General features: G+C 44.2%; 24 protein-coding genes and 1 pseudogene. 5 read left to right on the top strand and 20 right to left on the bottom strand.

The genetic code is table 11. The features are described 5' to 3' along the window. Positions 1 to 14: 14 nt before the first annotated feature. The 4 genes from KNO73_RS09650 to KNO73_RS09635 all read right to left on the bottom strand — a co-directional run bounded on the left by KNO73_RS09650 (position 15) and on the right by KNO73_RS09635 (position 4,306). Entirely contained in the window at positions 15 to 1,421 is a 1,407-nt protein-coding gene (locus KNO73_RS09650) for an AMP-binding protein (RefSeq protein WP_215112419.1), read from the bottom strand. Further along, entirely contained in the window at positions 1,418 to 1,672 is a 255-nt protein-coding gene (locus tag KNO73_RS09645) for an acyl carrier protein (RefSeq protein ID WP_251024962.1), read from the bottom strand. Before KNO73_RS09645 ends, KNO73_RS09650 begins: the two co-directional genes overlap by 4 nt. Before the next feature lie 99 nt (positions 1,673 to 1,771). Further along, positions 1,772 to 2,197, bottom strand: coding sequence for a GNAT family N-acetyltransferase (locus tag KNO73_RS09640; RefSeq protein ID WP_353047976.1), 426 nt, complete (start codon positions 2,195 to 2,197; stop codon positions 1,772 to 1,774). A gap of 174 nt (positions 2,198 to 2,371) precedes the next feature. Beyond that, entirely contained in the window at positions 2,372 to 4,306 is a 1,935-nt protein-coding gene (locus tag KNO73_RS09635) for an ORC-CDC6 family AAA ATPase (protein WP_215112418.1), read from the bottom strand. Between the two features lie 91 nt (positions 4,307 to 4,397). Between KNO73_RS09635 and KNO73_RS09630 the strand changes: the two genes are divergently transcribed. Continuing rightward, entirely contained in the window at positions 4,398 to 5,204 is an 807-nt protein-coding gene (locus KNO73_RS09630) for a hypothetical protein (protein ID WP_215112417.1), read from the top strand. Positions 5,205 to 5,352: 148 nt separating this feature from the next. Here KNO73_RS09630 and KNO73_RS09625 read toward each other — a convergent pair whose 3' ends face one another. Continuing rightward, the gene (locus tag KNO73_RS09625) at positions 5,353 to 6,432 is read right to left on the bottom strand and encodes a hypothetical protein (protein WP_215112416.1); all 1,080 of its coding nucleotides are present in this window, start codon (positions 6,430 to 6,432) and stop codon (positions 5,353 to 5,355) included. A 236-nt stretch (positions 6,433 to 6,668) separates the two neighbouring features. On the opposite strand from KNO73_RS09625, the gene KNO73_RS09620 reads away from it, so the two are divergent. Beyond that, positions 6,669 to 7,178, top strand: a complete 510-nt coding sequence (locus KNO73_RS09620; RefSeq protein WP_215112415.1) for a helix-turn-helix domain-containing protein — start codon at positions 6,669 to 6,671, stop codon at positions 7,176 to 7,178. Continuing rightward, the gene (locus KNO73_RS09615) at positions 7,175 to 8,017 is read left to right on the top strand and encodes an IS3 family transposase (RefSeq protein WP_215112414.1); all 843 of its coding nucleotides are present in this window, start codon (positions 7,175 to 7,177) and stop codon (positions 8,015 to 8,017) included. The genes KNO73_RS09620 and KNO73_RS09615 overlap by 4 nt, the downstream gene beginning before the upstream one ends. A 156-nt stretch (positions 8,018 to 8,173) precedes the next feature. On the opposite strand, the gene KNO73_RS09610 is transcribed toward KNO73_RS09615, so the two are convergent. From KNO73_RS09610 to KNO73_RS09600, 3 genes are all read right to left on the bottom strand, one after another. Beyond that, on the bottom strand, positions 8,174 to 8,374 hold the full coding sequence (locus tag KNO73_RS09610; RefSeq protein WP_215112413.1) for a hypothetical protein: 201 nt from the start codon (positions 8,372 to 8,374) through the stop codon (positions 8,174 to 8,176). Between the two features lie 12 nt (positions 8,375 to 8,386). After that, positions 8,387 to 9,265, bottom strand: coding sequence for a hypothetical protein (locus KNO73_RS09605; RefSeq protein WP_215112412.1), 879 nt, complete (start codon positions 9,263 to 9,265; stop codon positions 8,387 to 8,389). Between the two features lie 102 nt (positions 9,266 to 9,367). Continuing rightward, positions 9,368 to 10,210: a hypothetical protein gene (locus KNO73_RS09600; RefSeq protein ID WP_215112411.1), complete on the bottom strand. Its 843-nt coding sequence runs from the start codon at positions 10,208 to 10,210 to the stop codon at positions 9,368 to 9,370. A gap of 302 nt (positions 10,211 to 10,512) precedes the next feature. Between KNO73_RS09600 and KNO73_RS15175 the strand changes: the two are divergent. Both KNO73_RS15175 and KNO73_RS09590 read left to right on the top strand, forming a co-directional pair. Next, positions 10,513 to 10,611 (top strand): annotated as a pseudogene (locus tag KNO73_RS15175) (IS30 family transposase); the annotation flags it as partial. A gap of 100 nt (positions 10,612 to 10,711) precedes the next feature. After that, positions 10,712 to 11,413 (top strand): hypothetical protein, encoded by a 702-nt coding sequence (locus tag KNO73_RS09590; RefSeq protein WP_215112409.1) that lies wholly within the window; start codon positions 10,712 to 10,714, stop codon positions 11,411 to 11,413. A 111-nt stretch (positions 11,414 to 11,524) separates the two neighbouring features. Here the strand turns inward: KNO73_RS09590 and rlmH are convergent, their stop codons facing one another. The 12 genes from rlmH to KNO73_RS09530 form a co-directional block, all read right to left on the bottom strand. Beyond that, positions 11,525 to 12,004 (bottom strand): 23S rRNA (pseudouridine(1915)-N(3))-methyltransferase RlmH, encoded by a 480-nt coding sequence (gene rlmH / locus KNO73_RS09585; RefSeq protein ID WP_215112408.1) that lies wholly within the window; start codon positions 12,002 to 12,004, stop codon positions 11,525 to 11,527. 83 nt (positions 12,005 to 12,087) lie between these two features. Continuing rightward, entirely contained in the window at positions 12,088 to 12,249 is a 162-nt protein-coding gene (locus KNO73_RS09580; protein WP_015880243.1) for a CxxH/CxxC protein, read from the bottom strand. A 37-nt stretch (positions 12,250 to 12,286) separates the two neighbouring features. Beyond that, positions 12,287 to 13,546 (bottom strand): S1C family serine protease, encoded by a 1,260-nt coding sequence (locus KNO73_RS09575; RefSeq protein ID WP_078145966.1) that lies wholly within the window; start codon positions 13,544 to 13,546, stop codon positions 12,287 to 12,289. Between the two features lie 51 nt (positions 13,547 to 13,597). Beyond that, on the bottom strand, positions 13,598 to 14,389 hold the full coding sequence (locus KNO73_RS09570; RefSeq protein WP_015880241.1) for an MBL fold metallo-hydrolase: 792 nt from the start codon (positions 14,387 to 14,389) through the stop codon (positions 13,598 to 13,600). Positions 14,390 to 14,402: 13 nt separating this feature from the next. Beyond that, complete coding sequence (locus KNO73_RS09565; protein WP_078145965.1) at positions 14,403 to 15,227, bottom strand: two-component system regulatory protein YycI; 825 nt, start codon at positions 15,225 to 15,227, stop codon at positions 14,403 to 14,405. Next, positions 15,214 to 16,596 (bottom strand): two-component system activity regulator YycH, encoded by a 1,383-nt coding sequence (gene yycH, locus KNO73_RS09560; protein WP_159563197.1) that lies wholly within the window; start codon positions 16,594 to 16,596, stop codon positions 15,214 to 15,216. The genes KNO73_RS09565 and yycH overlap by 14 nt, the downstream gene beginning before the upstream one ends. Beyond that, the gene (walK, locus tag KNO73_RS09555) at positions 16,596 to 18,437 is read right to left on the bottom strand and encodes a cell wall metabolism sensor histidine kinase WalK (RefSeq protein ID WP_074035234.1); all 1,842 of its coding nucleotides are present in this window, start codon (positions 18,435 to 18,437) and stop codon (positions 16,596 to 16,598) included. The genes yycH and walK overlap by 1 nt, the downstream gene beginning before the upstream one ends. 3 nt (positions 18,438 to 18,440) lie before the next feature. Further along, a complete protein-coding gene (gene yycF / locus KNO73_RS09550; protein WP_215112407.1) occupies positions 18,441 to 19,151 on the bottom strand; it encodes a response regulator YycF in 711 nt (236 codons plus the stop codon). 121 nt (positions 19,152 to 19,272) lie between these two features. Beyond that, positions 19,273 to 20,562 carry an adenylosuccinate synthase gene (locus KNO73_RS09545; RefSeq protein ID WP_078145962.1) on the bottom strand — a complete coding sequence of 430 codons (1,290 nt, stop codon included), beginning with the start codon at positions 20,560 to 20,562 and terminating at the stop codon, positions 19,273 to 19,275. A gap of 159 nt (positions 20,563 to 20,721) precedes the next feature. Further along, positions 20,722 to 22,074, bottom strand: coding sequence for a replicative DNA helicase (gene dnaB, locus KNO73_RS09540; protein WP_015880235.1), 1,353 nt, complete (start codon positions 22,072 to 22,074; stop codon positions 20,722 to 20,724). A 17-nt stretch (positions 22,075 to 22,091) separates the two neighbouring features. Continuing rightward, on the bottom strand, positions 22,092 to 22,535 hold the full coding sequence (gene rplI / locus KNO73_RS09535) for a 50S ribosomal protein L9 (protein ID WP_214784585.1): 444 nt from the start codon (positions 22,533 to 22,535) through the stop codon (positions 22,092 to 22,094). Continuing rightward, positions 22,532 to 24,523 carry a DHH family phosphoesterase gene (locus KNO73_RS09530; RefSeq protein WP_214784588.1) on the bottom strand — a complete coding sequence of 664 codons (1,992 nt, stop codon included), beginning with the start codon at positions 24,521 to 24,523 and terminating at the stop codon, positions 22,532 to 22,534. Before KNO73_RS09530 ends, rplI begins: the two co-directional genes overlap by 4 nt. Positions 24,524 to 24,583: the final 60 nt, after the last annotated feature.

Here is a 24,583-nt window from a genome sequence, read left to right as displayed (position 1 = left end):
CCGATTCCTGACAATCAGGTGGTCACAAGTTCTCGCTTCGGCAATGCGGCATAACGAATCTTCCCGAACGCATTCCGCGGAATCTCGTCAATCTGCATCACCCGAACACCTTTCACCTTGATTTGTTCTTTGATGATTTTTTGAATGCGTGCGACGTCATCTTGTAACGTATACACGTATAACTGGTCGTCTTCCCCGGCACAGACGCAGTCATATCCATGCTCTCGAAGGAGCGCCTCGACTTCGTCTAGGCTGATTCGACTGCCATACAGTTTGATCATGCGCTTAATTCGGCCGACGATGAAGAAATATCCATCCTCGTCGTGATACGCCATGTCACCTGTTCGTAAAACACCGTGATTGTCATCACCTTTTGAAAGGTCCGCTAACGAGGTCGCATACCCAAACGACACGTTGTCGCCTTGATACACCAGTTCGCCCGTCACATTCGCATCTTTGATGTCGTTCCCGGCTTCATCTCGTAACGAGAGCGTTCCACCAGGGATGGCAATTCCGATGCTACCGGCTTTTTTCGCATGCATCCGATCCGGTAAATACGACATCCGGGCCGTCGCCTCCGTCTGACCGTACATGATGAAAAATTGAATTCCTTTTTCTTCACATACCGTTGAGAAGTGCTGCGCAAGCTTCGGATCTAACTTGCCACCGGCTTGCGTCAACTTCTTCAGGCTTGGGAGGTCGTACGTCTCAAACTTCAATCGTTTCAACATCTCATAATGAAACGGGACCCCACCAAACGTGGTTGCCTTCTCGGCACGACATAGCTCCCAAAACTCCTTTTGAACGATTGAGCGGTCTGTCAGGATGAGGGTCGCTCCTTTTAACAGATGACTGTTGATGATGGAGAGTCCATACGAATAGTTCATCGGCAGAGTCGTGATTGGTTTATCCGTTTGATCGATGTCGAGATAGTCGATGATGGATGAAGCGTTCGCCATCAGATGTTTGTATGTGAGGCGAACAAGTTTCGGACTTCCGGTACTACCTGATGTCGTCAACAAAAGGGCCAGCTCCTCATGAAGTTGGTGGCGAACCGATGTTTCGGTTTCAAATAAGGCGTAGCCGCCATAGCCATAGAAGGCATCCAACGAGTTCGCCAAATCCTCCCTCGTTTCCGGAGCCCAGACGTGAGTCGGTTGATACCGTTCCATCAACTTCTGTAATTGGTCTACTGGAATATCTGCATCGAGCAAGACCGGGACGACTCGCCCACGGAGAAAGCCGATATATCCGAAGAGCGACTCGACTCGGTTGGCACATAAACAGAAGACGAGCGACCGTTCGCCGACTTCCTGACAAATCGAGTCCCCGACTTCCAACATCTCTCTATATAAATAAGAGCGGTCCGCATAGACCGCCTCACAATCCATGTACTGCTCGAGTGTTTGAAAAAGCGTCATGACTGGATGTCCACACCGAGACGTTGCAACAACGCGATACCAGACTGATACGAATGGAACTCTGTCATTTCATCTGAGTCGATATAGACGTCAAACGCATCCTCGATTTCGGCGATGAGGGTCATATGTCCAATCGAATCCCACTCTGTCGATTCCCCGAGCTTCATCTCTTCAAGGACCACATCGTCCTCTAGTTCCAATCCATTTCGAAATGCCATGTTATATGCTTCAAGTGTGCTCATTGTATTCATCCTTTCACATTCACTCAACCTTATTCGATTCCATCTATTATTATCGACTGATAATGATAATCATTTGCCTTGTGATTCTATCACAATTTTTCGAAATCCTCAATTCTTCACAGGAGGAAAAGCTTGGAGTTGAGCGTTTTTATGCATGAAAAAGACCACATCGTTACGATGCGGTCTCAGGATACGATAAGACATATTCAAGTGTAGATCGAGTGGTTCTGCCTCGTACACTTCTGGCACCATCTCCTCGGCTAATATGCATCCCATCGCTTTATAGAAATGATACGTATCAACGGCCGGATTCGCCTCGATGTATAGTTTCTTCGCACTCCGTTCGATTACTGCCTGACAGACACGTTCAAATAATAGCTTTCCGATTCCCTGACCTCGGCAAGGACGACTCACATGAATGAAACCTAAATTCAAATACTGGCCTTCCGTTCCGAGCGGTTGTCCGTTCAGTCCGGCAAAGCCGAGTAACGTTTCACCCTTTTGGATTGCAACAACAACTCCGCCACGATCGATGTAGTAGTTGAGAATCTCGATGACCTGTTGCTTTTTCGCATCGTCCTATTCATCGATGTAGTATTTTGACTAAAATCATTCTATATTTCATATTGATTTTGATTATGAAGCTCAATCGCGTGACTTCTTAATAGTTTTGACTTCCCGAATAAATTCATACAATAACAATTAAAATTAGATACTATTAGAGAAATAGTAATTTTTATTGTCTTTTATCTTTATTTTAATCAATTTCTTTCTAGCTAATACTTTTGAACCCCAGTTAGAAACTTTATGTCTACTACATCCTACGACATCCGCAATCTCTTGGGCGCTCATAGCCTCATCCTCATTTAAATCATTTATCAAACCTAATATCTTTGTTTCTACTTCAACGAAGTTACCTTTACTTATAGGAACTTCTTTATGAATTATTTCTTCCAACTTTTCATCATCTTCATGACATCTTTTGACCTTAGCTCGTGCGACTTCGCTTTCTTCATATATGAGACCACACTTGGGACATTTATAACTTTTTATTTTTTCCTTTATAAAATATGGATCAAAGTCACTTAAAACACTATCATAAATAAATCGAATTGCTGTAAACTCATCTTTATCCTCAGCAAATTTAATATTTAAATCCATACAAATATCATAATCAATTACATATAGGTTATAATTTCCACCTGCTTTCGATGATCGACTTTCTTCTAAAAGAGTTAGCATAAAATTTTCACAGAATATATTCATATAATCTTTCCGAATTGGGTCCAACAGTATATGACTAGCAGGTCTTCCTGGGTGCTTATTTTTCTCCTTCACTGCTTTTTCTATAATTTTAGACCACATATCCATATAATAACCTGGTATTAGATTTCCTTTGACACTCCCCTGAAATTGTTTATAGTGCATTTTTCTTGCACTTCTAATTCCAAAATTTAAATCTTGCATTTTTATTTTTCCAAATGTTCCATCTGAATTCATAGATTGCATCCATGCATTTTGTAATATCCAACCTAAAGTACGTGTAACACCTAGCGATGCTCTTGCTAATCTATGGCATAACTCATCTTTTTTCATATCAAAAATTGTACTGTATGTCACACCTGAACAAAACGCACTTAATCGCTTTTCAATCAGATTACCTATATGTAATTCTAGTTTTTTTAAAGTACTAACCGCTCCATCTAATTTTTCAACTACATCATTCAAATCTAAAGAAATCGGATACAAATCTCTACCTAAAATTATTTTATCACCAAATGTATATCTGTCTGTGATAACACCCACTTTGAAGAATATATTGATTTTATTTCCTAACAAACTTTTAATTATAGAAGATAGCTTCAATTGTGCTTCACTATTTAAATCTGAAAATTCATCTAAAAAAATGAAAATAGAATCAATTTTTGCTTTCTTCTTGATATCATTAATCTTTTTCAAAAATTCTTGTATGCTTACTCCCCTGATTTCACTAAATTCTCTTTGATGATTAGAACTAGAGTTTTGCTTCAAATTAGATTGCAAAGTCGGATTAGCTAAATTCATTTTTCCTCCAACACTAGTTTCTAAGGCATTTAACATGTTAGTTTGGACAGAGATATTAGAAGACTCTCTAATTTTCAAACCTTCTATTAAAATGTTTTCTATATAATCTAAATCATCTAGTGTAGGGTTTTCTTTATCAAATATCATTAGATACTTCTCATCAAACATGACTTCTAGTTGGGTTTTTAAATTCGTGATAATCTGTCTAATAAAATGTACTTCTAGTAATTCAAGCTCATTCTCTGATTTAAATAAATCATTACAACTATTCAAATCTATATATATCGGTAATACTTTTTTATCCCCTAAGGAATGTTCTTTTTTACTTAACTTCGGAGAGATTGATTTTAAACATTCATAATATCCACGCATTAAAAGCGTAGTTTTTCCAGTTCCGCGTCTTCCAGCCAAATAATTATCTTGTCGTTGTAAAAGTAATCCAAGGTTATTAAATGTATCAATATAATACTCTTCTAATTTATCTAATTGATCAAATCCATCAATAGATATATAGTCTGCTCTTAAAATAGATTCGAATGCATCCTTGATGTTACTTTTTTCTTTAGTAATAATATTCAAAACTTCATCCTCCTTCAAAAAATTAGTACTTTTTTGTTAATTATACGTAACATTTTGTTTAAAAGTATAGAGAAAATCTAGGAGGGCAGAGATGATATATTTAGAAATTAGATATCTAGAATATGATATTGAACAATTAGTAACTGATTCTTCAAATTCAATTGTGAAATTTAGAAATACCTATGATATTAATATTGATGCAGACAAGCTTTATAATGATTTGAGCAATTTAATTTGTGATAAAAGACAGGATGGTTTTTATATAAGAGTTAATAAAAGTCTTAATGACATTCAAGTGATCATTGAAATTAATATCTACGAACATCTTGATGAGAATTACAATAGTCAAAATGAAAGTGAGAGTTATGAACATATCTTAAGCTACTTTGAAAACTTAAATATGCAGAACGTTGAGGAACAAATCAATGAATGCATCGACCCAGATATGTTAGTTTACACTCATGAGTTATCAGAGGAAAAATTCACGGAACTAAAACAAGAGTTAAGTAAATATGACATTGACGTAGTAAAATTAAATAAATCTATTCATAGACAAGAGCAAGGCGCAGGTGGTTGGTGGGAAGAATTTATTATTGGTGTCATTTGTAGTGGGATAACATATGATTTATCTAAAAATCTAGTGAAGTCCATTATTATAAAAGTGCTTGAATCACCTTCTACAAGTGAAGGTTTGGATGTACAAAAATTATTAGATAGTGTTACTGAGGTAATGGACACTAATCGCACTAGCTTGAAGATAAGTGAATTTAAATTGCGTGAAGATGGTAAATACAATGTAGTTCTTTATGATAGGTATGATACCTATTTGGTAGTTTGTAAATCTACAGGAGAAATCGAAAAGATTAAAAAACAGCAAAATTCCTATACACACATCTAATGAATATTATTTAGATCACATTTGATTCATTTATAACTCAAGAAAAATCCTACTCAAGAAAATATTGGGTAGGATTTTTTGTGCATGGAAACCTTATTTATGGTACGGCTCTCCGTATCGCATTTAAATGAGGTTCTCTCGTTCTTGTTCACCTTTCATTTTGCTTCCAATCGAATACTACTTTATCTTTTTCTATAGTTGGATAAGTGCATACAGGTAAAGTTATTGGATATTTCGCAAAAGGATTTATAAAATATCCAACTTTAAATACCGGTATTCCCCCACCTCTCCATTCTAATTCACAGAACAAAACGCCGGTCAACGATGTGTTTTTTGGTTCACTTCTTTCTTTTGGCATTAAGATACCACCTTCTCCAAGTACGGTCTCATAGTTTTCCGTCTTGGAGTTATATCTAATCAGAGAGGGGCCATATAAAACTTCAGCCACGTCCTCCCAATCAACGCCAAAACTTGCACTTTTGCAAATAGCAACAAATAACGGACCATCCCACTTGTACTTCTTGAGCTTAGATTTAATTCGACTTTCAATCGATGTATTAGGTTTAATTTCTTCTCCCGGACCTAGTAATGAAAAAAATCGTACTTTCTCTTTTTGATAATTTGCCTTACGAATAGGCGTAAAACTTCCCACAAAACCGAAGTCATTAATCATCAACTCTTCATCATCTTCAATATTGTGAAAGTCAAGACAATCTAAATGTCTTATCAGTCTTTTTTTGATTTTTTTAGGTTGAAGAGTCTTCCAATCAATATCTTCGTACCAAACGGAAAAATTATAATAATGCTCAAGTTCGCCCAAATAGTTAAGTAAGTGGTCAATCGCATTATTTGATTTTTCCCTCTCTCTATTGTCAAATAATGTCACAACATCCAACAAACCTTCTTGATTTTTTATATCCCACAACAATTCTGGTGTTTTCCCATTCTCCAGTTTTGGATCTCGGTGAATTTTACCTAGTTCATCGCAAAAGTCGTATACAAAAAACTCGCTTACCTGAGCGAGAAATACTTTATCGTCTAAACTTTTTAAACGAGAAGAATACGAATTTTTTTTCTCCTCCTCAATTTTCTCAAACCATCGCTCTATAAAAACTTTGAGTTGTTTACAATGCTCATTTTTTTCTTTTGCAACATACACTACTATTGGCGATTTCCATGCTTCTTCTGCTTCAGGCAAACTTGATATAAATTTATCATCATATAACATTTTATTCCTCCTCATATTTATTATTTATTTTGAGATAGATTTCATTAAATCTTTAAAAGACAAACGTAATATAGATGTTACATAAATTATACTATTATCTCTAATTAGTTTTTGAATTCAAGTTCTCTCCAGTATTCATAAATAAATCGGGTTTCCGGGTCCTAAAGCAAAAACCGCGTAACTGAACTGCCCCATAAAAGTTGGACATAAAAATCCAACTTTTATGGTGTGTTTTTATGGTCAAATTTACGAAGGCTTTCAAAATTCATGTGACCGAACGCTACTTGACGGGCAAAGACGGATGCACAACGTTAGGAAAAGAGTTCGGGGTGGACCGTAAGAAAGTCAGTCAATGGGCACTCCTCTATGAGCGCTGGGGCGAGACGATCTTCGATCCGTCCTATACAGCCCACTCGCCGGCGTTTAAACTAAGGGTAATAAACGATATGGCGGACAACGGACTGTCCTTGATTGACGCGTCCTTGAAGTACAGGCTGTCCTCTCCCGGGATGATCTCCACCTGGCGATCCACATACGAACGGGAGGGGCCCGAGGGCCTGGCCGCCAAGCCGAAAGGACGTGCCCCGATGCCGAGACGGAAGAAGCAGGACCCCAAAGAGGTGACGGAGGTCGAGAAGCTCAAGGAACGGGTCGAGTTCCTCGAGATGGAGAACGCAGCGTTAAAAAAATTGAAAGCCTTGGTTCAAGAAGAGGAAGCGCGACGAACGGGATCAAGGCCCAAGTGATTGACGAGCTGCGGGCCACCTATCCTGTACCGAGGCTCCTTCAGGTGCTCGATATGGCTCGAAGCGTCTACTATTATTGGCGGACGCGCCTGACGGCCGATGACAAGTATGCGGACGTGAAGGAAGCGATTCAGACCCTCTTCCACGAACACGAAAGAAGTTGTGGCTATCGGCGAATCCATGCGCTACTCGAGCGCCGAGGTTTCAGGCACGACCCGAAAACAGTGTTGCGTCTTATGGACGAGCTCGGTCTCAAGTGCCTCGTCCGCATGAAGAAATATCGTTCCTACAAGGGAGAGGTCGGAACGATCGCAGCGAACCTCCTCGAACGGGATTTCCAGGCCACAGGCCTAAACCAGAAGTGGGTGACCGATGTCACCGAGTTCCACCTTTTCGGGGAGAAACTCTATCTCTCACCGATGATGGACCTGGCAAACCGTGAAATCATCGCCTATACGATGTCAGATAAGCCTAAGTATCCATTCATCGGCGAGATGTTGGACCAAGCCATCGCGAGACTCGATAGCGATAGAAGGCCGATCCTCCATTCTGACCAAGGCTGGCAATACCAATTTCGAGCGTTCACGGCGAAGCTTCGCGAACACGGCATCACCCAGAGTATGTCCCGAAAGGGCAACTGTCTCGACAACGCGGCCATCGAGAGCGTCTTCACCGTGCTCAAGTCCGAGCTACTCTATCTCAGGAAATTTGAGGACATGGCTCATTTCAAACAGGAGCTCGAGCGCTACATCGAGTACTACAATCATCGTCGCATCAAGAAACGACTAAAAAACCTGAGCCCGGTGGAATACCAGACCCAGGTTCTCGAAGTCGCCTGACAAATTATTTAGTGTCTAACTTTTTTGGCTCAGTTCATTTATTTATAGTACGGTTCCCTGTGGTGATTTAAAGGTAATGGATTAATTTAGGCTGACGGGAAGCTATTGTTGTCTCCCTTGTCAGCCATTCATGAATTATTTTCACTTATATAACCGTCAATATCTTTTTATTTCCCTTGTTATGTCATCAATCAATTTTCTATTATTTTCTTCAATTGCATCTGCAACACCCTCTGTAATTAATTCTACCAACTCATCAATATGATCTATTTCTATATAATAGAAAATATCAGGGTTGCTGTTAAGCCTTTGTTCAATAATCCTTTTCACGTCACAACGTCTCAATCCATATCTCATGAAGACACCCCATTAATAATTCCCATTATGTTTTTCGTATTTCATACTGATTAATTTAATCAAAGAACTTAGCATATTAATCAAATTGTCCTGTTTTTCAATCCATTTATTGTAAGATTCAATTAACTGTTTTACGGAATTTAACTTGTGGCACTCCTCATAGACCAAGTTCTCAAATTCTATTATTTCTTCTTCAGTTAAGCTTTTTCTTGGATTCAATCCCATTTCAAAGTAATCTTTAAAGAGTTCACCCTTTGGGTTATTCTTTAAAATCAATCCTGAAATTAAAATATCGCTCAAATTCATTAATGTAAATTTTGTTTTATGTCGTTCATATAATAGTTCATTAATTCTGTTCTGTATCTCATCACTGGCTTTCGGGAAACTCTCCAAATATTCAATAACTACTTCGTACAATTCCTCCATGCCTTCGGATAAATATCGTGGAGTTTGTATATATCTACTATCATTTTTAATTCTTCCCCAAGCAGAAAATTGTGGATGTGGCTTTATTGTTTGCTGACCCTTTGTAAAAGTAACATAAGTGGGATAAGGGTTTGACTCGTTTAGTATATTTCTCACTTCGATCAATTCATCATACAAAGGCTTGTAAATTATATTTTTCCGCTGAATGGCGGATTTAGATCGCATTTGATTATTATTAACATATATAGAACCAAAAAGGGTTAAAACACCACCAACGATTGCACCCAATATTGCACCGAATATCCCTATCATCGAGGCACTAATATTCATATTCACAGTTGTGCTTTGCAATAAAAAGAAAATATATAAGGTTAGCAAGGCTAACAGCAGAATGATTACTGAATAAAACCAGGTTTTGTTCCGTTCAAAAAAGTAATCAAGCTTTACTTTCACAGGATTTTTCATAGGTACCCCTCCTCCTAAACAGCTAAGCGACTTACTACGACTATAGCCAATACTTAGATTAATATTTGCTATTTCTACTCCGCAAAATATAGTCTACTCGTTTTACAATTCCGACATTTCACTTTTCAACTTGTAGTATGCGTAAATAACACTTGTGTAATAATGCATCATCCACTCGTACCAAATACCTTTGTTATACTCTGTGAGCTGTTTCTCATTGTTGTGTCGAATATTAAAATCATTCACTATCCCGAAAATGATTTTGTCATGCTTATTTTTGTTAGTTTCATATTCTTTATTAAGAAGTCTTTTTAACTCCTCTCGTAGAGGTTCTAATATATCCGCTAATATATTAATAGCCTTTTTCCGAGATTCTTCATTTGCATCATACCTATAAAACATTCGCATAGCTGTTTTTAATTGTTCAATTACTCCAGCCCCCATCTCTTTCGGAGGCTCTTCTTTTAGTAAGGCAAGCAATGAATCGTTTGGCTGTTCCATAATAAAACCATTCTTTACATCTAAGGAATAGCCCCCTTTATAAAATCTTAATAAATTATTCATATGGGTAGCAAACTCTTCTTTGGGGATGCTCTTGTCGGATATCTTCTGCTTATAATCATATACACAAATATGATTATACAAAATTTCAATAACAGTAAATAACTGTTCCTCATTGTAACTTTCATGATGATCCCAGATTGGGTACACCTCGTCACTTCTTAAATGATTTATGAAAAAAATCTCTGGCGAAGGTGACATCGACGGAGGAAGTACTTGAATTTCTTTATAGTTTTCATGTACCCATACCCCTCTATAAGCCATCTCGAAATAATTCTTTTCCTCGAAATATCTATAAGTCTGGTAAAAATACTTTTTTAAGTCCTCTAAGTCAATAGAGAAATTATCTGCAAGTTGGTTATTCCTTTCCGCAAAATATTTCATTTGCCATCCTCCTTTTTATATTCGATGAATTATAAAATTAAGTGCAACACCCAAAAGCGAATATAAAAAGCCCATAACGCTTTCCTCGTTTAGAATGAAGTCACCACAACACACATTCAGACGGAGGAAATATCATGAGCTACACCCATCTTACAACAACGGAACGCGTGAAAATATAGACCTATCTGGGGCTCGGGAAGTCAGATAAAAAACCCGGCTACGAACGAGGGATATCGAAGGCGTGCGTCGCGACGTTCCTCGAGCGGAAGAGCCGGCGACGACGGACCGGGGCAAGGAGTTCAGCGAACGCGCTCGCAAAGATCAACGGGCGGACGAGGAAGTGCCTGAACTGGAAAACCGCACACGAGGTCTTCACCGAGGAAGAGTTGCGCTTGATTTGACAAACCATTATTGAAAAAAGTTATTTCCTCCATTATTTATCTCCAATTTGATATATTTTGAATTATAATGAAAATAAAACCGTGTAAGGAGTTAGATAATGTGTCTCTATTCAAAGAATACGCTAAAGAAACTATTAAAAATGACTTTAGGCTTAAAAGAGAAACAAATTTTAATGTAAATAGGGAATTGAAATTAATTGGGTCTTGCGTTATTTTTTTTGTTTTACTTATCTATTTTGTACTACAAGACGGCTTCAAGGAATGGATTGGAATATGGGGAGGACTAATTTATTCCGCAATTGCAGCAGCCACATTAATTTATACCACAGTTCTCACCGTAAGATTTAAAGACGAAAAAGAGAAAGTAGCAAATTTCAAAAAAACGAAAAAACAATATAAAGAACATCAAATCAATTTAATACAATTATACTATTTTATTACCATAATGCATTCTCATCTTCAAAAAAATCCTTTATATCATACTCTTTCTTCAAGCGATAAATCTGAAATAACTTTGTTGTTCAAAGATATTAAAAATAGAGTGTCATCTATAAATGAAGATAGTTCAGAAAATATCGATAATGATATCCTGAAGCATGGGTTAGGAATTTTCTATATAACTCTTTCTCGTAATTGGTCTTCGTTAGAGAAAGTTTATAACGCATATATTAATGGACGAACAGTCACTAAAAGGGCTTGGATTGAGTATGAGAAGTCTTATAAAGACTATTATTTAGCTCTTCAACTTTTAGGTACTTCCATTTATTCATTCAATAATTCGGATGATTTACAAGAAGATTAATACAGCAAGTATTCAAAAAAGGTAAGGTATCAATCTGAAATTGATTGATGCCTTACCTTTTTCGAATGTCACTTTATTAAATATTTGAAAATTAAACTTAAAAAACCTCATTTATTTATGGTACGGCTCATTCCGATTAATCCGATATGCCCGATATATCTGTTCACACAACACGAGCTTCATGAGTTGGTGGGGGAACGTCATCTTCGAGAACGAAATCGTATCATCCGCTCGCTTCATCACATCGTCCGACAGACCAAGCGATCCTCCGATGACGAAGACGATTTTACTCTTTCCGTACGTCGCGAGTTGATCAAGTTCACGAGCGAACTCTTCACTCGTCCGCTGCTTTCCTTGAATCGCCAAGGCGATGACGTGCGTATCTGGGGATATCTTCGCCAAAATCCGCTCGCCCTCTTTTTGTTTTACTAGTAACATATCTGCCTCACTCAAATGCTCGGGTGCTTTTTCGTCTGAGACCTCGATTTCCTGCACTTTAGCGTAGGCAGACAGCCGCTTTGTATACTCGGCAATTCCTTGTTTTAAATATTTTTCTTTCAGTTTGCCGACCGTGATAATTGAAATATTCATCCAATTCTTCCTTTTTCCACAGTTTTTTTGGAGTTATCCATAGGGTTATCCACAGAGTTATCCACAAATCCACATGTTGATAATTAGTTTTTGCTTGACACAATATATGTTGCATCGGCTTCACAGAACTCGCATGTCACGTGTTCACTTGTGGATAATTCCTCTAGCAACGGGTATTCCCCTGTTTCATCCACAATGATGTCTAAAGCGATTTCAACATGTTCCTTGCATACTTTTTTTTCCACAGTTTTTCCTCCTTAAAAAAGAAGCGTTGCCGCTTCTTTATGTTGCTTCAGTTAATGTCGCCTCGGTTTCGCTTGCTTCCCCACGACGTAAATACTCAATGGAGATTGTATCACCGACCGTCGCGTCCCGATACAACGCATCGCGTAAATCGACGTATCGTTTGATCTCCCGGTCTCCGATTTTCGTGATGACATCTCCAACACGTAGTCCCGCTTCTTCAGCCGGACTACCCGGTGTCACTTCTTCGACGAAGACACCGTCTTCCTGGTCGAAGGAGATTCCATACTCTTCTCGGACGTTTCCGGGTACAGCGATGACTTCCTGAATCGTGACACCGAGCTGCGCCCGTGTCACCTTGCCATCGCGTTCTAACATGTCAATGACCGGTAGCGCCACGTTGACGGGAATGGAGAATCCAACCCCTTCTACGCTCGCCTCGGCGATTTTCATCGAATTGATTCCGACGAGCTCTCCACGAATGTTGATGAGGGCACCACCCGAATTCCCCGGGTTGATGGCCGCATCCGTCTGAATGACTTCCGCGTTATAATCCATCAAGCCGTCGCTGTTCGTATCGACCGGCACCGTCCGCTCGACACCACTGACGATACCACGCGTAACCGAGTTTGAGAAGACACCAAGCGGATTTCCGATGGCCATGACGGTCTCGCCAGCTTGGAGAACGGTGGAGTCCCCGAGGACAATCGGTTCCACATCGATGTTTTTCGGCAACTCGACCTCGGCGACAGCCAAGTCGTTGAGCGGGTCTTCGCCTAAAATGGTTGCCGATGCGATTTGACCATCAGAAAAGGCGATGTTGACCTCGTCCGCTTCTTCGATGACATGGAAGTTCGTGACGATATAGGCCGTGTTTCCTTCTACTTTATAGATGACACCGGATCCGGCACCCGCCTCCCATTGCGAGTCCGAGGTGAACGCACGCTGGATATTGGTGATGCTGACGACGGACGGCTTCGCCCCAAGGACAGCGGTTGTGACGTCCGATTCGGTGACGGTGACGGCCTGTTCGGTCCGCGTCAGTTCATTCGTCACAAAACGAGAGGTCGGCGAATCCCAGAGCATGACGATGACAAAAAACAAAGCCGCTCCTAAGAATCCGCCAACCCCTCCGAGTAACAACGGTTTTATATTTGGTCTCGGCTTATGGCGTACGTGTTCCTCTTGCTTCGGTCGCCATTCGCTCCGAGACGGATACGTCGATTTCTCTTCTGTTGCTTCGTGTACTTCAGGTTCGACGTCTTGAGGTTCATACTCATGGTGTCTCTCTTCGTTCACGACGCGTCCCCCCTTCAAGACAGTGTGATACCTGTCTTTTCCCAAGTTTCCTTATAAAGAAACGAGTGAAGTGGGAATTGTCGGGTCCGTATCGCACAATTTGATTCGACCTAAATCGACGTCTCGCATGCCGAGTGTTTGCGAGACGCTCATCTGCGCGAGCTCCTTCATGTTGTTGTCTTTACTTAAATGGGCCAAATAGATCCGTTTCGTGCGGTCACCGATGACCTCACTCATCGCGATGGCTGCATCCTCGTTCGAGACGTGGCCATAGTCGCCGAGGATTCGTCGTTTGACACTCCATGGATAACGCCCCATCTGCAACATCGAGACGTCATGGTTCGACTCAAAGATGAAGTCGTCCGCTCCACGGATGATTCCTTTCATCCGGTCCGAGACATAACCCGTGTCGGTGATATGGGCTAATCGTTTCCCGTCATGGGCAAACTGATAAAACATCGGGTCTGCCGCATCATGGCTCACGTTGAACGTCTCGATTTCAATATCCCCGAACTGTTTCACGTCTCCGACTTCGATTTGAAACTTCAAGGCAGGATCAATCTTTCCAATCAGTGATTCCATCGCTGCCCATGTCTTCGCATTCGCATAAATCGGTAAATTATACTTACGTGCTAATATCCCGACACCTTTAATATGGTCGGAGTGCTCATGGGTGACGAGCAGTGCGTCGATTCCGTCAAACGACCGACCGATGGCTTCGATGCGCTGTTGCATCGCTTTTCCGGTCAAACCGGCATCGACGAGCAGCTTCGTCCGTTCCGTCTCGATATAGAGGGCGTTTCCGGTCGACCCGCTCGCTAACACACTATACTGTAAAGTCACGCAATCACTCCTTTCATTCTTTCGTTTCAAACTCCACGTGCTCGACCGTTCCATCGATCGCATTGACGAAGTAGACCTGATCATCAATCCCGATCGACCAAAGCGGTGGCATGATAATCAAACTGCCAGAGCTGTCGAGCGGTAAACTGTAAAATCCGGTATTGATGGCCCGCATCTCCTGGTTCGGTTGGAAGTACTTCCGAGACGCGAGTTGTGAGATGGCTTCACTGGCCGTCAACACGAGGTCGTCTTGCGTTTTTGACGAGAGGTCTTTTAAATGACGCTGTTTATAATCCGTCACTTCGAACGACTCGTTCAACTGAATGAGGATGAGGGACGGACCGATGTACATTTCCGTGCCACCCTCGACTTCAGGTGCTGAAAAAATCTTGTTGTCCTCGAATGTTTGTACGAAAGCAACCTGTCTTGTTTTTTCATCGTAGCGCCAGTAGGCGTACTCGTTTCCAAACGGAACATATTCCGCTACAAACGTCGAAGCGGTCGTCCGCAAATCCTTCGCATCGAGCGGCACGGGTTGTTTCAACTCGACTTCGAGTTGCATGTTGTCGAGCGTCGTCGCGAGCTGCGCCTCCCGATTTTTCGTGATCATCGCAGCTGACATCTCTTCAGACGAACCCGTCAAATAGCCGATATCTCGACCCATCCGTGGCAATTTTGCCGGATCGACGTTCCGCTGGTCTAAAATCTGCGTGATCGAGGTGTTGTCATTCGTCACGACTTCGGTCGCCCATGTTTCCGTCAGCAATTGAAACAACAGATAGATGTTCAAGGCGAGGAAGGCGAAGATTAAAATCGTTTTCGCTTTACTCCAATCCACGATACATCATCCTTTCTGTCCAATCGTCTCCTTGATTGTATGGGACCCAACGGCCCGCCTCACGCACGAACCAGTTCGGTGAAAACGTCACATAGCGGCTTGTGTCCTCGTTATATTCGATCTCATAACCGATTCGAATCTCGGTCACGTTCTCAAATCGTCCGGAGTTGATGAGCGTACCGAGTACCTCATCCGCATCAGCCAACTGTGTCGTGCCGACTGTGATCAGGCGATCGATTTCCAAGTGGTTACGTGTGATTGACCGGACCTGTGCCCCGTCGTTTTCCACACGTAATGTGGATAAGTCGATGGCATCGTTGTTGATAAACGCCTCACGCTGACTGAAGACGGGATACCCTTTCACGTGAAAACGGAACACGGTCGTTTCAAATCCTTTATTGGCCGGTGTGATGGCATCGAATCGAAGGGACAGCCCTTGATTCTCAGACGCTTCATCGACCCATCCCCCGTGGAAGTTCACGAATTCCACAATGGAATCTAACCCGATTGCTGTATCACGCTCGGTGCTATTCCGAGACAGGTTTCGATAGCGACTGGCGTTCAGTTTCGCATCATATTCCGCCACACTGACACCATTCGTCAACGCCCCGACCGAGCTTGCCGGGTCGACTTCTTGAACGTTCGGGTCACCTGGGAAGAACGTATCTCGCATCCAGTCGAGACGAGTGTCGATTTGAATCGACGACACGTCATACGCGAACAACTCATTCATCTCAGGTCCGACGACCGGGATATAATTCACGCGTTCATCCGTATACGTCACGCGCTTCATCGTTCGACTCGAGTTTTTTAAGAAAAGACTGTTCACATCGCCGTTTCCGACTTTCGTCAACTTCCCTTCCCAAATGGACTGGTCGCTCATGATGGCACGAATGTTGAACGCACTGTCATCCATATAGATGAGGATTCGCTGTGGAATCTTCCCAGACAGACTATACGTTCCTGGAAGCATATAGCTGAGCGTGTCCGCATAGTAGGCCTCCGGTAAGATCAACTCCAGTCCCTCGTTGATATCCGTATAGAAACTCGGGACGTTTTTCACAGCGAGCGGCTTGAACTCACTCGCTTCAAACGAATCCCGAATGACACGCATCAGTTGCTTCGGTGTATTCTTTGAAGCGAACACAGCATTGTTGTCATGCACGACCGCTTGAACGGGAATGATGACCTGGTCCGCTCGACGCTGCAATGACTCGTCCACCGTCGTGAGTTGCGTTTCAGATTGGACGGCCTGATACGTGGGATGGTAGTCCCACAAGATGATGGTTTGAACAATCGACGTGACGATTAACGTGAGCAAAATGAACGACTTCCACAGTTCCGGCTTTGCAATCGTAAACCGTTTCATCAATCATTCACCTCCACAATCGTATCGAACGGGATCGTGAAGTAAATCGTTGTACCTCTTCCAAATTCACTCTCTGCCCAGATGTCGCCACCGTGAGCGGATACAACTTCCTTGGCAATCGATAGACCGAGTCCTGTACCACCGATGTTACGCGCCCGCGCCTTATCGACACGATAGAAACGTTCGAAAATTTTCTTTAAGTTCGACTTCGGAATCCCGACCCCTTCGTCTTTGATGCCGATGACGAGGCGTTTCGCCCGAAGCATCGTCCGGAACGTAATCGTCCCACCTTCTGGTGAGAACTTGATGGCGTTCGTGATGATGTTGTCGATGACTTGAGTCATCTTATCTTGATCGGCATGCACGTAGACGCGACGCTTCATCAGTTTGCGACGGAATTGAATCGCATCCCCTTTCGTCATCTCATGACGGTCGATGATATCGTTAAAGAACTGCACGAAGTCGAACTTCACCTTCTGCATCTTATATTCTTTACTGTCCATCTTCGAGAGCTGCAACAAGTCATTGACGAGGCGAATCATCCGTTCCGTCTCGTTTTGCGTCGTCTCTAAGAAACGTGGCGCCAATTCCTCATCCTGATAAGCACCTTCTGCAAGAACCTCCAAGTAACTACGCATCGTCGTGAGCGGTGTCCGCAATTCATGACTGACGTTCGCAACGAATTCACGGCGGTCCTGTTCGACCTGTTCTTGTTCCGTGACGTCATGCAAGACGACGATGAGACCTGTGATTGGTCCACTATGTTTTTGAATCGGTGAGAAATAGGCACGTACGAGGAACAATTCTTCGTCCGTACTGAGGTCAATCAGTTTTGTCGGCATCGTGCCGTCTTCCGGAATGATGATTTCCTCTTCGAATGCGAGGAGATTTTGTAGATTCGTCCCCATCGCCTCTTCTTCATCGACCCCAATCATGTCGCGCGCCTGGTCGTTCATCAAGATGACCCGTAGCGAGCGGTCGGTCGCAACCACACCGTCGGACATGTTCTCAAGGACACTCGTCAAGCGGCGTCGTTCGGCTTCCGTCGTCGCGTTCGCCTCCATCAACTCATCCGTCAATTCATTGAATGCGTAAGCGAGTTGACCGACCTCGTCATCCGAATACACTTTAACTTTTCGTGAGAAGTTCCCTTTCCGCATCTCGACGGCCTGCCTCCGCATATCGGCAATCGGTCGCGTGATGGTGCGCGATAAGAGAATTCCGAGGAACGAGGTGATGATGAGTGCGATCAACGTCCCCGTTGCGAGGATACGTGTCACTTGTTCCATTTGGTTGTAGATGGACTTCATCGATGCCTCGATATAGATCATCCCGGTCGTCGTACCGTCCACTTCCGACTTGATTGGAACGGCAACGACGCGCATTCGGTCATTTGAATCTTCATAGACGAGCGTCTCTTGCGCCCCGCCTGTCGCGAATGACTTTTGAATGAACGTGCTCGCGGTCCGTTGTCCGACGAGACTTTGATTATTTTGGTTCGAGGTTGCCCGGACGACACTGTTCGTGTCGATGATTTGGACTTCTCGAATGTCGTCAGCTAGCGTCGTGCTCTCTGTAAATTCAGACAGCAGCTGATCCAGTAACTGGTTCAACTGCTGGTCCGTGGTCAAGTCACTCTCGTTCGCGGCAGTCCCCTCACTGATGTTATAGCTCAGTAGGTTCGCCCGGTCGACAAGTGACTGCGAGAAGTTGTTGATGTATTGCCGTTCCAAAGAACGAACAAAGTACACGCCGATGACTTGCATCGCAACGAGAATGAGCAGCGCATAGATGACGACGAGCTTCCACTGGATTGATTTAAAGAAGTTCGTCCGTTTCATCGTTTAATCTTCTTCTCCTGCCTTCAAATAATACCCGACGCCACGACGCGTAATGATATACGTCGGAGTCGATGGATTGTCCTCAACTTTTTCACGAAGACGACGTACTGTGACATCCACGGTACGCACATCACCGAAGTAATCATAGCCCCATACCGTTTGGAGCAAGTGCTCCCGCGTCATCACTTGCCCGATGTTTTGGGCGAGGTAATGAATCAATTCGAACTCGCGATGTGTCAATTCGATCTTCTCATCCCGTTTCGTCACCATGTACGAATCCGGATGAATCGTCAAGTCGCCGATCACGATATCGTTCGCGTTGGCTCCTTTTACTTCTGGCGCCGGTGCTGTCGCATGACGTCGCATGTTCGCTTTGACACGGGCTAACAATTCACGTGAGCTGAACGGCTTTGTGACGTAATCGTCTGCGCCGAGCTCTAGTCCGAGTACTTTGTCGATCTCGGAATCTTTTGCCGTCAACATGATGATCGGCATATCGTATTTCTTCCGCACCTCACGGCATACTTCCATGCCGTCCTTGAGCGGAAGCATGATGTCGAGCAAGATGAGATCCGGTTGAATCTCTTCTACTTTGACGAGTGCTTCTTCACCGTCATAGGCAACGTGCACCTGGTAACCTTCTTTTTCAAGTTTAAACTTCAATATATCTGCGATTGGTTGTTCGTCATCTACCACTAAAATCGTACGATCCATTCAGTGAGTCCTCCTCTTATCATTAAACGTACATGCCTACATTGTAACTCTTTTTAAACAGCTTAGAAAGCGTGGTCCATTTCCGTGGAAATAGAAAAAGAGAGCCCGGTGGCTCCCTTTCTTATGCTTCGTAAATATCACGCAAGATGACTGTCTGTTCACGAGCCGGTCCGACCGAGAACGTCAACAATTCGATTCCTGTCAATTCCTCGATGCGACGCACGTAACGCTGTGCGTTCTCCGGAAGGTCTTCAAAGCGACGAACCCCTGTGATATCCTCTGTCCAGCCAGGAAGCTCTTCGTATACCGGTACACACTTCTCAAGGACGCGGAAGTTCGGTGGATACTCGTCAAGATGCTTTCCTTCATACTCATACGATGTACAAATCTTGAGCGTCTCAAGACCTGTCAGCACATCGATTGAGTTGAGGCAAAGATCTGTGATCCCACTGACGCGGCGTGAGTGACGCACGACGACCGAGTCGAACCAGCCGACACGGCGTGGACGACCTGTTGTCGTTCCATATTCTTTCCCGACTTCACGGATTGTATGACCGATCTCATCGTCGAGCTCTGTCGGGAACGGACCGTCTCCAACGCGTGACGTATATGCTTTACAGACACCAACCACGTGATGAATCTTCGATGGCCCGATTCCGGCACCACTCGATACGCCGCCTGATGCAGCATTCGACGATGTGACAAACGGATACGTTCCATGGTCGATATCGAGAAGGACCCCTTGAGCCCCTTCAAAGAGAACTTTTTTCTCTTCGTCGAGCGCATCGTTCAACACGACCGATGTATCACACACGTATTTCGCGAACTGTTGACCATACGCGTAGTATTCTTCAAAGATGTCATCGAACTCGATTGGATCGACTTCATACATTTTCACGAACATGCGATTTTTTAGTTCAAGTACAGTCTTTAGCTTCTCCGCAAACACTTCTTTGTCGAGAAGGTCGGCGATGCGAATCCCGATACGTGCCGCCTTGTCCATATACGCTGGACCGATTCCTTTCAGTGTCGTACCGACTTTCGCGTCACCTTTCGCCTCTTCTTCGAGACGATCTTGAAGCTGGTGGTATGGCAAGATGATATGCGCCCGGTTCGAGATCCGGAGGTTATCCGTGCTCACACCCCGTTCATGTAAGTAAGCGAGTTCTGTCACGAGTGATTTCGGGTTGACGACCATCCCGTTCCCGATGACACACGTCTTATCCGAATAGAAAATCCCAGACGGAATGAGGTGAAGTTTATATTTCGTATCATTGAAGACGATCGTGTGACCAGCGTTGTCTCCCCCTTGATAACGCGCGACGACTTCGGCTTGTTTCGATAAGAAATCGGTGATCTTCCCTTTCCCTTCATCGCCCCACTGCGTTCCCACTACGACTACTGATGACATAATGAATCCTCCTTATTAATCAACGTTCTGTTCAAACCATCCGTAAGTGTACACTTGAAAAGCAAGAAAGTCAATTGAATACCGAACGTTTTATATAAGATGTAACTATTCGTTCGTCATTTTGATCTAATCCTATACAAAAAAAAGACACCACCGACGTTACATCGGTGGTGCGAAGGCTTGCGTCTCCATATTGACGAACTTGTTGTACTCTTTCCTGAAGGAGAGCTTGACCGTACCGGTCGGACCGTTACGTTGTTTCGCAATGATGATTTCAATCGTATTGGCGTCTTCACTCTCTTTATCGTAATAGTCATCACGATAGAGGAAGGCGACGATATCGGCATCCTGCTCGATTGCTCCCGATTCACGGATATCGGACATCATCGGTCGCTTGTCTTGACGACTCTCTACGCCACGTGAGAGCTGAGACAAGGCGATGACCGGTACTTGTAGTTCCCGTGCGATTGCTTTGAGCGTACGTGAGATTTCCGATACTTCTTGTTGGCGGTTCTCGCCCGGTTTCCCGTTCCCGACGATGAGCTGCAAGTAGTCAATCATGATCATCCCGAGGCCATGTTCCTGCTTCAATCGGCGACATTTGGCTCGGATTTCGTTGACCCGAAGACCCGGTGTATCGTCGATGTAGATGCCTGCTTGGGAGAGCGACGACATCGCAAGGGAGAGACGACCCCAATCTTCCGCTTCAAGACGACCGGTCCGGAGGCGCTGGGCATCGATGTTCCCTTCCGCACACAACATACGCATGACGAGTTGCTCGGCACCCATCTCCAAACTGAAGATGGCGACGTTCTCACCCGTACGGACCGCGACGTTTTGCGAGATGTTCAAGGCGAACGCGGTCTTCCCGACAGATGGACGGGCGGCCACGATAATCAAATCGTTTCGTTGGAAACCGGCCGTCATCTTATCCAAATCCGTGAACCCGGTCGCAATCCCGGTGATTTCACCGCTCGACTGATGCAGCTTTTCAATCGTCGAGTACGCATCGGATAAGACAGAACCAATCGGGTGGAAGCTCGATTGTCCTTTTCGCTGCGATACTTTTAGAATATTTCGCTCGGCATCAGATAAAACAGAATCCACCTCATCTTGACGCTCATAACCATCCGAGACAATGTTGGTCGCAGTTCGAATCAGTCGACGGAGTGCCGCTTTTTGGTCGACGACGTTCAAGTAATAGCCGATGTTCCCGATGGCGGGAACGGATTCCGCGACCTCCGCCAAATAGTTGAGGCCCCCGATTTCGTCTAAAATCCCTTGCGCCTGCAACTCAGAACTAAGCGTTACCAAGTCGACGAGCTCGCCTCGGTCATTGATTTTTAGCATCGCTTCAAAGATGCGCTGGTGGCTGACACGATAAAAGTCGTCCGGGTCGACACGCTCTGAGGCCGTAATCAACCGATCCGAATCGAGGATGATTGCCCCTAAGACGGCTTGCTCCGCTTCCACGCTATGCGGTGGTGTATTGACTTGAATCGCATCACTCATCCGTCTCTACCTCACCTTCAAGCTTCTTGTACATGTACATTCAACGTCGCGACGACGTCATGGTGCAACTTCACTGGCACTTTCGTGAAACCGAGCGCCTTGATCGGATGCTCGAGTTCAATTTTACGCTTATCGATTTTGTAGCCCATCGATTTAAGGGCATCCGCGATTTGCTTGCTCGTGACCGAACCGAACACGCGACCGCCTTCACCGGCTTTCGTCGTGACGGAAATCGTCTCTTTTTCAAGCTTTTCTTTTAGTTGTTTCGCTTCGTTCAACTCTTCTTCTGCTGCTTCTTCGGCACGACGTTCTTTAGCCGCAAATGCTTTCAGGTTTCCTGGTGTCGCTTCCACTGCCAAGTTCTTCTTGAACAAGACGTTTTTAGCGTAAGCGTCTGCCACGTTTTTCACTTCTCCAGCTTTCCCTTGTCCTTTTACATCTACTTTCAAAATGACTTTCATTCTAATTCCTCTCCTTCAGTTTCATCTGTTACGTAATGATCGATTGCCTCTTTCAACATGACGTTCGCTTGTTCGCGACTCACCTCAAGTTGCGTCGCCGCATTCGTCAAATGGCCACCGCCATCAAGCATTTCCATGATGACCTGGACGTTGACGTCGCCGAGCGACCGCGCGCTGATTCCCGTACGTCCGTCCGGTAAGACGGCGATGACGAACGAAGCTTTGACGCCTTCCATATTCAGCAACTGGTCTGCAGACTGAGCGATCAACACTTGATGGTGTGCCTCGTCGTCAGAAGCGACCGCGATCGCCATCCCACCTGCATAAATTTCGGTGTTTCTCAAAATCTGAGACTGCTCGATATAAGCATCGAGGTCTTGTCTCATGAAGTGCTGTACGAGAACCGTGTCAGCACCTTGAATCCGTAAGAAGGATGCCGCATCAAACGTACGGGATCCCGTACGGAGCGTAAATCCTTTCGTATCGACCATGATCCCCGCGAGAAGTGACGTCGCTTCTAAAATCGAGAGCTTTCGGCTTCCCGCCTGATACTCAATCAATTCTGTGACGAGCTCACTCGTTGATGATGCGTAAGGCTCCATATACACGAGAACCGGATCTTCGATAAACTCTTCCCCGCGACGATGGTGGTCGATGACGACGACCTGCTCCGACCGATCCAAAATATCTTTTGAAATGACGAGGGACGGACGGTGTGTATCGACGACGACGAGTAATGTCTGTTCATCGATGAGTGGCTGTGCCTCATACTCGGTCAGGAATTGGCTGTATAACGAGTCATCGTTCTCTACTTCATGGACGAGCCGCTGAATCCCGACACTCGTCTCACCGGATGGAATGACGACATACGCCTCGCGCCCGACAAACTCAGCCAATTTCATGACACCGATGGAAGCCCCGAGCGAGTCCATATCTGGATTCTTATGTCCCATCACAAGGACACGGCTCGATTCCCGAATGAGGTCACGCATCGAGTTCGAGATGACACGTGCCCGGACACGCGTTCGCTTCTCGGTCGGATTTGTCTTCCCGCCGAAGAAACGAACTTTCCCATTATGACGCTTAACGACTGCCTGGTCACCACCACGGCCAAGTCCTAAATCTAGACTCGACTGAGAGAGATTACCGAGCTCCGTCAATGTCGTTTCACCGCACCCAATCCCGATTGATAACGTCAACGGGATTCTTTGTTCCTTCGTCGCATCACGCACTTCATCCAAGATTGAAAAGCGGTTGTTTTCAAGTTCAGATAGCGTCCGTTCATTCATGACGAGGAAAAAGCGGTCCGCAGCTGTACGACGCATGTAGATATGATGCCGCTGCGCCCATTGATTGAGGAGCACCGTCACCCGACGATTGACTTCACTACGGACCTGTTCATCCACCGCAGTCGACATCTCGTCATAGTTATCCAAATACAAAATACCGATAACCGTCTGCGTTTGAACATACTTTTGTTCCATCTCCGCTTCTTCGGTCATATCAAATAAATAGAGGGTTTGATGGATTTGATTGTAATAGACACGATAGACACGGTCACCCACTTCAATCGTGGCTTCATCCTCTTCTTCTTCAATCAATTCATCGAAGGCGGAATGGAGCGCATCAAGCGGTATTCCAATCGCCATATCGAGTTCGAAAATCAATCGTGATTGTTCGTTATACCAACTGATCCGTCGGTCCTGGTCAAAGACTAAAATCCCAATCGGCATCGTCGTCAATGCTTCTTTTCCGACCTCTTCGATTTGATGAGAGAGAGAGAGGACATACTGTTCCCAATTTTTACGCTCCCGTCGCATCGTCACTTGCTGATAGATGAAAAAAATCAGCGTGCCCATAAACAGGGTGATTGCCGCCACAATGTTGTAGAACGCCAATCCTAACGAGACAAGGAATCCAATCACGTATGGAATCATGTGCCGCGCGTATTGGTTCTTCACGGATGTTAATGCTTCACCACTGTGCATGTATGCCTCCTAAAATGAGTAATGTTCACCCATGGAATCGTAAAGGTTTCTGCTCTATCA

This window comes from Exiguobacterium sp. s83 (assembly GCF_018617095.1).
Classification (GTDB): domain Bacteria; phylum Bacillota; class Bacilli; order Exiguobacteriales; family Exiguobacteriaceae; genus Exiguobacterium; species Exiguobacterium profundum.
This window is presented reverse-complemented; position numbering and strand designations above follow the sequence as displayed.